This is a genomic window from Variovorax sp. P4_D9, assembly GCF_056401695.1.
The window spans coordinates 1-11,126 of sequence record NZ_JBFUIU010000272.1; the positions used below are offsets into that span (position 1 = coordinate 1).

The 11,126-nt window shown below is 65.3% G+C and carries 14 protein-coding genes and 2 pseudogenes; 5 read left to right on the top strand and 11 right to left on the bottom strand.

Features of this window, described 5'->3' with window-relative positions; all coding sequences use genetic code 11:
• Positions 1-261: type II toxin-antitoxin system PemK/MazF family toxin (locus tag AC1DY5_RS26180; protein ID WP_478116113.1), on the top strand; the 261-nt coding region annotated here is incomplete at its 5' end.
• 53 nt (positions 262-314) lie between these two features.
• Positions 315-2,624, top strand: coding sequence for a xanthine dehydrogenase family protein molybdopterin-binding subunit (locus AC1DY5_RS26185; protein ID WP_478116115.1), 2,310 nt, complete (start codon positions 315-317; stop codon positions 2,622-2,624).
• A 185-nt stretch (positions 2,625-2,809) separates the two neighbouring features.
• On the opposite strand, the gene AC1DY5_RS26190 is transcribed toward AC1DY5_RS26185, so the two are convergent.
• On the bottom strand, positions 2,810-3,025 hold the full coding sequence (locus AC1DY5_RS26190) for a hypothetical protein (protein ID WP_478116117.1): 216 nt from the start codon (positions 3,023-3,025) through the stop codon (positions 2,810-2,812).
• A gap of 4 nt (positions 3,026-3,029) precedes the next feature.
• Positions 3,030-3,449 (bottom strand): hypothetical protein, encoded by a 420-nt coding sequence (locus AC1DY5_RS26195; protein WP_478116118.1) that lies wholly within the window; start codon positions 3,447-3,449, stop codon positions 3,030-3,032.
• Positions 3,450-4,240: 791 nt separating this feature from the next.
• Here AC1DY5_RS26195 and AC1DY5_RS26200 point away from each other — a divergent pair.
• On the top strand, positions 4,241-4,636 hold the full coding sequence (locus AC1DY5_RS26200; RefSeq protein WP_478116120.1) for a hypothetical protein: 396 nt from the start codon (positions 4,241-4,243) through the stop codon (positions 4,634-4,636).
• Positions 4,637-4,675: 39 nt separating this feature from the next.
• Here the strand turns inward: AC1DY5_RS26200 and senA are convergent, their stop codons facing one another.
• Positions 4,676-5,896 carry a selenoneine synthase SenA gene (gene senA / locus AC1DY5_RS26205; protein WP_478116122.1) on the bottom strand — a complete coding sequence of 407 codons (1,221 nt, stop codon included), beginning with the start codon at positions 5,894-5,896 and terminating at the stop codon, positions 4,676-4,678.
• Between senA and senB the strand changes: the two genes are divergently transcribed.
• Positions 5,895-6,866 carry a selenoneine biosynthesis selenosugar synthase SenB gene (gene senB / locus AC1DY5_RS26210; RefSeq protein ID WP_478116124.1) on the top strand — a complete coding sequence of 324 codons (972 nt, stop codon included), beginning with the start codon at positions 5,895-5,897 and terminating at the stop codon, positions 6,864-6,866. The two genes, senA and senB, sit on opposite strands and share 2 nt — an antisense overlap.
• 43 nt (positions 6,867-6,909) lie before the next feature.
• On the opposite strand, the gene AC1DY5_RS26215 is transcribed toward senB, so the two are convergent.
• Complete coding sequence (locus AC1DY5_RS26215) at positions 6,910-7,119, bottom strand: hypothetical protein (protein WP_478116126.1); 210 nt, start codon at positions 7,117-7,119, stop codon at positions 6,910-6,912.
• Between the two features lie 80 nt (positions 7,120-7,199).
• Here AC1DY5_RS26215 and AC1DY5_RS26220 point away from each other — a divergent pair, with 80 nt between their 5' ends.
• Entirely contained in the window at positions 7,200-7,556 is a 357-nt protein-coding gene (locus tag AC1DY5_RS26220) for a hypothetical protein (RefSeq protein ID WP_478116128.1), read from the top strand.
• A 31-nt stretch (positions 7,557-7,587) separates the two neighbouring features.
• Here AC1DY5_RS26220 and AC1DY5_RS26225 read toward each other — a convergent pair whose 3' ends face one another.
• The 7 genes and pseudogenes from AC1DY5_RS26225 to AC1DY5_RS26255 form a co-directional block, all read right to left on the bottom strand.
• Positions 7,588-7,761, bottom strand: coding sequence for a hypothetical protein (locus tag AC1DY5_RS26225; RefSeq protein WP_478116129.1), 174 nt, complete (start codon positions 7,759-7,761; stop codon positions 7,588-7,590).
• A 97-nt stretch (positions 7,762-7,858) separates the two neighbouring features.
• Positions 7,859-8,175 (bottom strand): annotated as a pseudogene (locus AC1DY5_RS26230) (helix-turn-helix domain-containing protein); the annotation flags it as partial.
• A gap of 48 nt (positions 8,176-8,223) precedes the next feature.
• Positions 8,224-8,541: pseudogene (locus tag AC1DY5_RS26235) on the bottom strand (AraC family transcriptional regulator ligand-binding domain-containing protein); the annotation flags it as partial.
• A 228-nt stretch (positions 8,542-8,769) separates the two neighbouring features.
• A complete protein-coding gene (gene panC, locus AC1DY5_RS26240) occupies positions 8,770-9,606 on the bottom strand; it encodes a pantoate--beta-alanine ligase (protein WP_478116131.1) in 837 nt (278 codons plus the stop codon).
• A gap of 11 nt (positions 9,607-9,617) precedes the next feature.
• Positions 9,618-10,505 carry a 3-methyl-2-oxobutanoate hydroxymethyltransferase gene (gene panB, locus AC1DY5_RS26245; RefSeq protein ID WP_478116133.1) on the bottom strand — a complete coding sequence of 296 codons (888 nt, stop codon included), beginning with the start codon at positions 10,503-10,505 and terminating at the stop codon, positions 9,618-9,620.
• A gap of 23 nt (positions 10,506-10,528) precedes the next feature.
• The gene (gene panD, locus AC1DY5_RS26250; RefSeq protein WP_478116135.1) at positions 10,529-10,930 is read right to left on the bottom strand and encodes an aspartate 1-decarboxylase; all 402 of its coding nucleotides are present in this window, start codon (positions 10,928-10,930) and stop codon (positions 10,529-10,531) included.
• A 45-nt stretch (positions 10,931-10,975) separates the two neighbouring features.
• Positions 10,976-11,126, bottom strand: a 151-nt coding sequence (locus AC1DY5_RS26255) for a hypothetical protein (protein WP_478116136.1), incomplete at its 5' end; no start/stop codon positions are given.

An 11,126-nucleotide genomic window follows, 5' to 3' on the forward strand; every position in this document is an offset into this window, starting at 1 on the left:
CTGGTGCTGTCCCCGAAGGCATTCAACGATCGCACGAGCATCGTGATCGGTTTGCCAATGACGACGGCCGCCTGCAACGCCGCCAACCCGTTTGCCATCAGGTTCGTGGGGCCGAAGGATGTGGAGAGCTATGTTCTTTCGCATCAGCCCAAGTCGTTCGATTGGCGAGTTCGTCGGGCCAAGGCCCACCCTTGGAAGCAGGTGCCGCCCGCCGTTCTTGAAGCAGCGTGCGAATCGCTCAATCAGATCATTGAGATCTGAGCGCCAGCGTAACGTGGGGGGGCGAGCCCAAAAACAAGCCTGAAGGACAGTGAATGAGCGAGATTCATTTCGGCCAATCGACGACAAGGCGCGAGGACGACAGGCTGCTCGCCGGGCGAGGCCAATACGCCGATGACGTCCGGCACGCCGGCGCATTGCGCGCCGTGTTCGTGCGTTCGCCCTACGCGTCCGCACGCGTCGCATCCGTCGACGTCGCTGCCGCGCTGGCCCACCCCGGCGTGGTCGCAGTGCTGAGCGGTGCCGACTGGGCGGTCGATGGTTTCGCCGACTGCGCGGCACCATTCCGCTTCCCGCAAGGCGACGGCACCTTCGCCATCGAGACGCCCCGCCCACCGCTGGTGCGCGATCGCGTCCGCTTCCTGGGGGAACCGGTGGCGATGGTGCTCGCCGACAGCGATGTGGCGGCGACAGATGCCGCCGAACTGGTGAGCGTCAGCTACGAGGAGCAACCCGTCGTCACCGAGGTGCATGCCGCCGTCGAGCCTCGGGCGCCGCAACTGTGGGACGACCGTCCCGGCAACATAGCGTTCCGCTGGAAGCACGGAGACTTGGGCGCAGTCGAGGAAGCGTTTCGCGCGTCGCATCACGTGACCCGTCTGCGCTCGCGCATCAGCCGTGTCGGTGCCATGCCCCTCGAGCCGCGCTCCGCGCTGGGCTATGTCGGCGACGACGGGCGTACCGTGCTGCGCGCGTCGCACCAGAGCCCGCACCAGCTGCGCGACGAGATCGCGCGGATGTTCCGCCTCGAGAAGAATCAACTGCGCGTGATCGCCGGCGATGTCGGTGGTTCCTTCGGCATGAAGTTCGGACCGCAACGCGAGGAGATGCTGGTCTTCTGGGCCGCCCGGCGCCTCGGTCGGCCGGTGCGATGGACCGCGATGCGCTCCGAAGCCTTTCTGTGCGACGAGCAGGCGCGAGACGTCCATGTCACGAGCGAACTCGGCCTCGATGCCGGCGGCAGGTTCACCGCATTGCATGTGCGTTTCGACGTCAACGTCGGCGCCTATATGGCGGCGCGCTCGACCACGCCAGTCAACAACTTCGGTGGCATCTCCGGGGTCTACACCACGCCTCTGATCGCCGGGGAGGTCGTCGGCGTCTTCACCAACACCCAGATGACGACGGCCTACCGCGGTGCCGGCCGCCCCGATGCCACCTATGCGGTCGAGCGCATCATCGACCTCGCCGCCGCCGAGATGTGCATCGATCCCGCGGAACTGCGTCGACGCAACCTGATCCCGGCCCAAGCCATGCCCTATCAGACGGCGTTCCTCTTCAACTACGACTGCGGGGAGTTCGAACGCAATCTCGACAAGGCGCTCGAGGTGGCCCGGTATGCGAGCTTCGCGGCGCGGCGCGACGAGGCGCTGCAGCGCGGCGGCCGATTGCGGGGGATCGGCATCGCGATGCCAATTGAAATGGCGGGCGGTATCGGCACCGACGCGGCCATCGTGCGCGCCCATCCGGATGGCACGGTCACGCTCTATGCCGGCAGCATGTCGGTCGGCCAGGGACACGACACTGCGCTGGCCACCGTCGTCGCGCAGCGCCTGGGCTTGCTCTTGTCCAGCGTCAAGCATGTGCAGGGGGACACCGACCGGATCGAGGACGGCAAGGGCAATGGCGGCTCGTCCGCCTTGATCATGGGCGGGACCGTCGCGATACGTGGCGTCGATGACCTGATCGAGAAGGCCACGACGCTCGCTGCGGTCGAGCTGGAGGCCTCCGAGCACGATCTGCAATTCGCGAACGGCGAATTCCGCGTCGCCGGCACTGACCTGGTCGTCACCCTGGCCGAGCTCGCGCGCGCGGTCGAAAGCGGCGCAAGACAGGATGCGACTTCATCGATGCTGGCCGGCTCCGCCCAGTTCACGCCGGAGCGGCCCACTTTTCCCAATGGCTGTCACGTCTGCGAGGTCGAAATCGATCCCGAAACCGGTGAGGTGAGCGTGGTCGGCTATGTCTGCGTGGAGGACGTCGGCCGGGTCCTCAATCCGCTGCTGGTCGAAGGCCAGATCCATGGCGGCGTCGCGCAGGGTATCGGACAGGCGCTTTTCGAGGAGATCCGGCACGACGCGAACGGTCAGCTCATGACCGGCTCCTTCATGGACTATGCAATGCCCAGGGCTGCGGATTTTCCGGTGCTCGTCAGCATGAACCTGGAAACGCCGACGGCCCTGAACCCTTTGGGTGTCAAGGGAGTCGGCGAGGCCGGAACCGTAGGCGCGCTCTCGGCCACCATCAACGCGGTGTGCAACGCGCTGCAGGCGGTGGGCGTCACCCACGTCGACATGCCGGCGACACCGATGAAGGTGTGGCAAGCCATACGGGATGCTCGATGAGGTCCAGTGAAGAATTGAGGCGACTGATCTAAGGATCACGGGCGGCTGTCGATGAATTCGCTGGGTCTCAGGACCATGTGTTCAGGCGAAGCTGGGTTCGAACGCGTGAGAGCCAGCCTTCGCCGAAGTGCGCCGCGAGTTGGCGCAGTTGTGCTTGCCCAACCCCGGCAGTCTTTCCCATTTCTTCATTTCTTCATTTCTTCAAGGGATTGAGTCTGGTCAAGCAGGTCAAGCAGGTCAAGCAGCCCCAGCGTATGCGTGGCCTTGAGGGCCGCCTTGTCCGTCGTCGAAATTAGTAGCGCGACCGAGACTGGTCTGTTGCCGTAGAGCCAGGCCATGAGATGCAATTCGCCCGCGTCCAAACCCAGCAACGCTTCGTGATCCAGGGGGAGCATGGCCATGTGCTCATCGTCGACATTGTGGCGTGCGGCCAGCCCATTCACCAATGCTTTCCGATCGATCGGCATTCGATTCGGATTGAGGGGAGTCGCCAGTGCATGCATCTTCGATGCACTTCTCGACCGTCTCAACATCGAATCGATTGCAAATGGCAGACGAGCAGTTTGTACGGAACGCCTCGATGATGATGCAGGTGGCAACCAAGACCCGCTGTCTTGCCATCATGTGTGCGTATAGAGCGAACGGCGATGGCTGGCTGTGTTCTTCGAACAAACCAGCAAGATCAACCAGGGTCAGGTCGAGCGCCTTGGCGACCCGGCGGGCGGAAACATGTCCCCGGTCGATGCCCGCATGGACCAAGTCGACGAAGCGGCTGAAAACCGCTTCGGCTTTGGCGCATTGCTTGTGCGCGACGTTTCCCCGCATAGCCGTTCACGAATCTCTGCATCGATGGGCTTCGCATTGAACAGGCGCCACGCAAGGGCCGTGGGCGAGACTTGGAGTCGCTCCGCGACCCCAAGAGGTTGAGGGATGTCGCCGATCGAGCGCGCATCGATAAGTCTGTCGAGGCTGGAGCTTGGCATGAGCAGGCCGGACGCGAAGTTGTTTGCAAGGTTCTCGATGCGCCTGGCCATATCGCGGGCTTCGCGCGAATTGCTGTCGCGATGCTCAGGCTGCATTGCGTAGCGTGCCGGGCGGTCCGATGGATTGCTGGGCCGACGTGAAGACCCCGCAGGAGCACCTGCGCGCGCTTGCCGGCGAAGCCCAGCGCAGCCTGCTATCGCGCAGTCCCGCGGAGACTCAGAGTGCGTCAGATCGCCTCATCGAATCGCACACGTCCTGCGACTACGATACTTGAGTCTCACCCCCGAGCGCCGCGACCGCCAGGAACAGTGCCGAGATCTGCTTTTTCATGGGCGAATTGTCGTCGCCTTCGAGGCCCGATATCGCCGCCATTTGCTGTGGCCCAGCGGCTCGTAAGGGTTGTAAGTGAACGAGTCTAGTTGCCGATCCTCATCAATCCCGCATCACTGCATGCGACTCAGATCAACCTCCCGAGGAGGGACAAACGACGTGACGCAATCCACGCAAGCGCTGGGGTCGAGCAGGAAAAATCAAGCGCACTTGATTGAGCCTTGCTAGCATGGCGCATGGATTGCGTCCGAACTCCTGATGCTGTCTCCGCGGTATTGGCGGCAAGTGGACCCGCCGCGGCCTTGGCGTACCTCAACGAGGGCGTCCCGCACCGGTTCTCCGCGATCTATCGATTTGCCGGGCCGATTCTTCACAACGTATTTCTTCACGACAAGGCCGGCCGGATGCGGCCTGACTTCCTGGCCGTGGTCCCCTTTACGCGCAGCTTCTGCCAGTACGTCGTGAAGGAAGGCTCGTTCCGTACCGACAACTCCGTTGCCGACGCTCGCCTAGTCGGGCATCCCTTGCGAGGAATCGTTATCTCGTATCACAGTGTGCCTGTGCTCGACGACAGCACCGGGGAACTCTGGGGCACGCTTTCTCATTTCGACATGCGGAGCGTGCAGCTTGCGGACGAGGAGTTCGAGCTCATGCAGAGCGCTGCCCTCTTGCTGCCCCGCTATCTGGTGAACCTCTGAGCCTCTTGCGGCGAGCTTGCCTCCAAGGTAATGCTGCGCTCACGAAGCCGTTCGGAACCCTGCGAAGATGTCTGTCCGTTGCGGCATGAAGAAGTTGCGGTAGCGCAGGTCGTGCATCCGCGCGTGCGTCGCAAAAGCGCCACCACGCAACTCGCGGTGGTCTCCGAACCAGGGCTGGGAGTAGTCCTTGTACGGACCGGCCTTGAAACCAGGGTACGGTTGGAAGGCGTCGCTGGTCCACTCCCAGACGCTGGCGCCCCAGTGGAACGCCATGTCGAGCACAGCCGCGGCATGCTCCCACTCCGCCGCACGCGGCAGTCTCCGGCCCGTCCACGCGCAATAGGCTTCGGCTTCGAAGGCATTGACGTGGATGACCGGCAGTTGGGGGTCCAGGGGGAGCCAGCGGTCGAACCATATCACCTGCCACTCCTTGCCTGCGGCGGTCTCGCGCAGTCGCCAACGTTCGGGGTGTTCCCGGGCCGCCGTGGACCGCCAACTGCCCGCCATGCCAGGCCAATACGCGGGCTCGTTGTATCCGCCGGCCTCGACGAAGGATAGAAACTCGCCTGCCGTCACCGGCCGCGCGTCGATGTCGAAGGGTTCGAGCTGCTCGATGCGGCTCGGCCCTTCGTTGTCGAACGCGAAGCCGCGCCGACCTGGAGGCCACCCGATGCGAACGCTTCCACCTGGGACGCTGAACGGGCTCCCGTGTGGAAGCGGTGCCAGCCCCGAGCCCGCGGGTGCTGGATAGGAAAGCGCCGAGCGCATCCAGATGAGGGCTTCGCCGTGCATGTCCTCATGGAACAGGGCCAGGCGATGGAAGTAATGCGCGTCATCGCTGTCGCCATCCGGCAACGCCTGAAGGCAAGCCTCCAGCTGAGCGGCCAGCAGGTCGGCCAGCGCCTGGCGCGAAGGCAAGGGCGCTTGCCAGCGCAGGGCATGCGCGAGCCGGGCCGAGTCGAAGAGGGCGTCGGGGCCGGCGATCGCAGCCGGCAACGCCGCCCGGATCAACCCGTCTTCACCTGCATGGTGAGGGCCTCGAAGAATCCAGAACTCGCCGAACCAGGCCAGGTGCGCCAGCTCCCAGGCGATCGGGTTGATGCCGTTCTGATGGGGAACCTGCCACTGCGCATCCGACAGGTCGTCGACGAGCAAGAGCGTGCGGCGGCGACTGTCCCGCATGGCGTCAGCCAGCGCTTCGCCGCCCAGTCGGCGAGCATCCTTCGCTTCCATTGCGGGTCGTGGCACCATGGCTGGCATGAACGCGCCTCCTGTCGTCATCGTGTCGCCCGCGCTCGAATCAAGCAACAACGGGAATTGGCATACGGCCGCGCGATGGCGGGAGTTCCTGTCGGCGCAGGCGCCGACCATCATCCTGCAGCAATGGGACGGCGACGACGCGATGGCCATGGTGGCCCTGCACGCGCGTCGCTCGGCCGACTCCATTGCGCGATTCCGAAAAGCCTATCCGAAGCGGCCCCTGGCGCTCGTGCTGACCGGCACGGACTTGTACGGAAACCTGGCGTCGGATGCGGCAGCGCAGCATTCGCTGCAGTGTGCTAGTCACATCGTGGTTCTGCAGCAGGAGGCCATCCGCAGCTTGTCCCCGGCCGCCCAGGCGAAGGCGCGCGTGATTGTCCAGTCGGCGCCTCGGGTGTCGTGCGTCGAAGCTGCTGCATACCCTTGCGACTTTGTTGCCGTGGGGCACTTGCGCAGCGAAAAGGACCCGCTGACCCTGATGCGGGCGGCGCGGCATCTGCGGGGCAAGGGCATTCGAATCGTTCATATCGGCAACGCATTGGATGCGGCGCTAGGTGCAGAGGCGCGCCAGACGATGGAGGAATGCCCGGACTACCGTTGGCTTGGCGGCCTGCCGCAATCCGTGGCGCGGCAATGGATGGCGTGCGCGCGGGCGCTGGTGCACATGAGCCGGCTCGAGGGCGGCGCCAACGTGGTCATTGAGGCGGTGCGGGCGCAGGTCCCGGTGCTGGCGAGCCGTATCGACGGCAACGTCGGCTTGTTGGGGCGCTACGACGGCTATTTCGAGGTCGGCGATGCGTCGGCCCTGGCGGGGCTGATGCGGCGTGCGCATGAAGACCCGTCATTCCTGTCTCGCCTGAAGGGGCAGTGTGCCGAGCGCGAACCCCTGTTCGACACCGCGGCCGAGGCGAGTGCCTTGAAGTGCCTGCTCGTCGACATGCTCGGCCATCCGGCGGGAGGCCGTCCCTAGCCATATCAGCCATATCAGCCATATCAGCCGTGACGCCGCCTCGTCATCTGATCGAGAAGAAGTCTCTTCGCTCGCTTTCGCGAATCTTCCGGGTCAGCGCGGCCTGCCGCGCCCGAATCAAGTCATCCAGCGCGTCGGCGATGGCATCTGCGTTCGGTTGGCCGCGCAGCGCGCGCAGACGGAACTCCAGGGCAATCTCGCGCAGCTGGGCGATGCCCAGGGGCACCGGCGCTGGATAGAAATCAGCCGTCATCCGAAGCTCAACACGCGAATCAGGATCGGCACGGCCACGAGCAGGAGGCCGAGCAAGATGTTGCGTCGCCAACCGGCGGCGTGCTGCGCTCGCTCGCGTTCACGGTGAGCTTCGGCCAGGGCCATTCGCTCACTCGGATCGACGTCGTTGTTCCACCATCCGCGGGTTGTGTTGCCTTCTGTCATGTAACAAATTATGACTACAACAAGGCAATCGATCCAGACCTATGTGATGAAAAAGTTCACATATTCTCGCAATCATCACGCACGCGATTCGTTGACGCGAAGGCGGCACCACCCGCGGCTGCTGGGCGCGGCGATATCCGCGCGCGCTTTCCGAGGGAGGACGAGAGGAGGATTCCGGCGCGTGACTATCGGAGCACCGAACCGGCCGAATACCGCGACGCCAAGCTCGATGCCCGCACCAATCGACGGTGAGGCCCGAAAGGAATGGGGACGCTGGAAGCTTCTAGAAGGTTCCGATGGCCAGGCAAATCGCCAGGACCACGATGATGCCGGCGATGACGAACCCGGTCATTCGTTCCCTCGAAGAGGACAACTGTTCGGGCTGGTGCGTCTGATCCGCGCGATTCAAGGACGCGAAGCTGCTGAAGCTTTGGGTGTCGGTCGAAGGACTTGGCATGTCATAGATTGTGTCCATCCTGGTCTTTGAAGCCAAGGAACAATTGCACGCTTAAGTACACAGTTTTGAGATTGCCAGGGTGTGGCAATGGCCGGTTCTAGGCAGCGCCACGCGCATCGCGCCTGAGCACCTGGGGCGGCACGCCGAACCCGCGCATGAAAACTTCGCGCAGGTGGCGGCGGTCGCGGAAGCCTGTTTCCCTGGCGACCACCTCCAGCGGGTGCCGGCTTTGCTCGATCATCAGCCGGGCCGCTCCAGCCGCAGGCCTTCGATGGCCTTGGCCGGCGACTGTCCCGTCTCGGCGGTGAACACCCGGCTGAGCTGGCGCGGGCTCAGGTGCGCCACCTCGGCCAGTTCCTCGACGCCGAGCGGACCGGCCAGGTTGTTGCGTGCGTGGTCCAGCGCCTCCTGGACGGCCCAGGATCGCTTCGACCAGGCGGCAGTACGCGCCAGCAGCGACTGCATGACGAAGACGTGCGTCTCGACCAGCGGGCGCATCGGCTTGACCTGGAGGGTGCTCCATCGAGGACCGGTGTCGACCTGGAATTCCATGCCCCTGAAGATCAGCTTGGCGTGCCGGCTCACGAACTGCAGCTCCTGCCCGAGGCTTGCGCTGGTCACGGCCGCAATGCCGACCGGCTGTGGTACGGCTGCAGCATGGACCCCGGCCATCAGGGCCAGCGCAGGCTCATCGCTGCACTTGATGGCATGGGAGACGAAGCGGCGAAAGACCGAGAAGTCGACCATGCGCTGCCCATCGCAGATGTCTTGCCAACTCATATCAGGCCGGCATTCGAATGAACGTCGGACGGCCGCACGCCGCGACTCTTCAGGCAGTTGAGGACAATGCGAACATAGACCGGATGTGCAAAGGGAATGGCGACGTCCCCGTGGATGCTCACTGTCGAGGGGGATGAAAACTGGAGCGAACCAATCTACATCCCAAGCTCGGGAGGTCACGCCGCAAATCGCAGGGAAAACGCCTGTTGAGTCTTCCGATTTTTCCGATCAGGGCGCGATGGCGATCTCGAGGTTGTCGATCAGGCGCGTGCTTCCCAGCCTCGCTGCCGCCAGCGCGACCAGCGGCTCTCCGTCGGTCGGTGCCTGCAGGTCGGAGCGGCGGCGCAGCACCAGGTAGTCGGGCTGCCAGCCGCGCGTGACGAGCGCCTGCATCGCACGCGCCTCGATGGCGCCGAAGTCGCGTTCTCCCGCGCGCACCGCCTCGGCCATGGCCTGCAGCGCGCGCGACAGCTGCACGGCCTCCGCGCGCTCGGTCTCGTTCAGGTAGCCGTTGCGCGACGACAACGCCAGGCCGTCGTCCGCGCGCCGGGTCTCGCCGCCCACGACCTCGATCGGCAGCGCGAACTGCCGCACCATGTGGCGGATCACCATCAGCTGCTGGTAGTCCTTCTTGCCGAACACGGCCACGCTCGGCTGCACGCAGGCGAAGAGCTTCATCACGACCGTGCAGACGCCGATGAAGAAGCCGGGCCGGAAGTGGCCTTCGAGGATGTCGGCCAGCGCGCCGTCCGGATGCACCTTGCAGGTCTGGGGCTCGGGGTAAAGGGCGCGCTCGTCGGGCGCGAACAGCACATCGCAACCGGCCGCGCGCAGCTTCTCACAGTCGCTGTCCCAGGTGCGCGGGTAGGTGTCGAAATCCTCGTGCGGCAGGAACTGCAGCCGGTTCACGAAGATGCTGGCCACGGTGACGTCGCCGAGCGGCCTGGCCTGCCGCACCAGGGCCAGGTGGCCGTCGTGCAGGTTGCCCATGGTGGGCACGAAGGCGGGGCGCCGGAAGCGGCCCAGGTGCTCGCGCAGTTCGGGGATAGTGCGGGCGATGTGCATGGTCGATGCGCCTACCAGGCGTGGAGTTGATCGTCGGGGAAGCTGCCGTCCTTGACGGCGCGCACATAGGCTTGCATGGCTTGCGCGATGCCGGGCGCATCGGCCATGAAGTTGCGAACGAACTTCGGCATCTTGCCGAGGCCGACGCCCAGCATGTCGTGCAGCACCAGCACCTGGCCCGCGGTGCCGCGGCCGGCACCGATGCCGATGGTGGCGCAATGGCGCAGTTCGTTCGTGAGTTCGGTCGCCAGCGCGGCCGGCACCATCTCGAGCACCAGCATCGCAGCGCCCGCATCCTGCAGTGCATGGGCCTGCTGCTTGAGCAGCGCTGCGGCCTCGCTGCCCTTGCCCTGAACGCGGTAGCCGCCCAGCGCGTGCACGGTCTGCGGCGTCAGGCCGAGATGGGCGCAGACTGGGATGCCGCGCTCGACCAGGAAACGCACCGTGTCGGCGGTCCAGCCGCCGCCTTCGAGCTTGACCATGTGCGCGCCGGCCTGCATCAGTTCAACCGCGCTGCCCAGGGCCTGTTCGCGCGATGCGTGGTAGCTGCCGAAGGGCAGGTCGGCGATCAGCCAGGCCGTGCCCTGAACGCGGCGCAGTCCGCGCGCCACGCTTTCGGTGTGATGGCGCATGCTGGCCAGCGAGACGCCCACGGTGCTCGACAGGCCCTGGCAGACCATGCCCAGCGAGTCGCCCACCAGGAGGCATTCGACGCCCGCGGCATCGGCGACGGCCGCGAAGGTGGCGTCGTAGGCGGTCAGCATGACGATCTTCTCGCCGCGCGTACGCATGTCGGCCAGGCGCGGCAGGCTCAGCGGCTTGCGTGCCGCTGGCGGCGCGGCCGGGGGCAGGGTGCCGTAGGGGGTGGCCGCATCGGCGGCGGCGGAAAGCGATGACATGGCGAGGCTCGCTGCGCTCGGCATCAGGCCGCGACGGCTTCGCCCGAGGCGGCCTGCACGGGGATGTGGGCGCGTTCTTCCTTGATGCGGTTGACATCGTCGACGAAGACCAGCTTCGGCCGGTGCGCCGCCACCTGCTCCTCGGCCACCAGGCCGAAGGCCGCGATGATGATCAGGTCGCCSACYGCGGCCCGKCGCGCGGCCGAGCCGTTGACCGAGATGATGCCGGTKCCGCGCTCGCCSCGGATCGCATAGGTCACGAAGCGCTCGCCGTTGTTGATGTTCCAGAKGTGGAYCTGYTCGTTCTCGGCCAKGCCGGCGSCGTCGAGCAGGTCTTCGTCGATGGCGCASGAGCCTTCGTAGTGCAACTCGCAGTCGGTGACGGCGACACGGTGGATCTTGGACTTGAGCAGGGTGCGGAACATGGTGAAAGCTCTTTCTCTCGATGAAAAAGGATGAACGGCGCCGTGTCAGCCCACGGGCGGCACGAGGATGGTCGGTGCCGCGGGCGCGGCGAGCGCCGGATAGTCGCGGCTGAAATGAAGGCCGCGGCTTTCGCGCCGCGCCTGAGCCGAGCGCACGATCAACTCGGCGACCTGCACCAGGTTGCGCAGTTCGAGC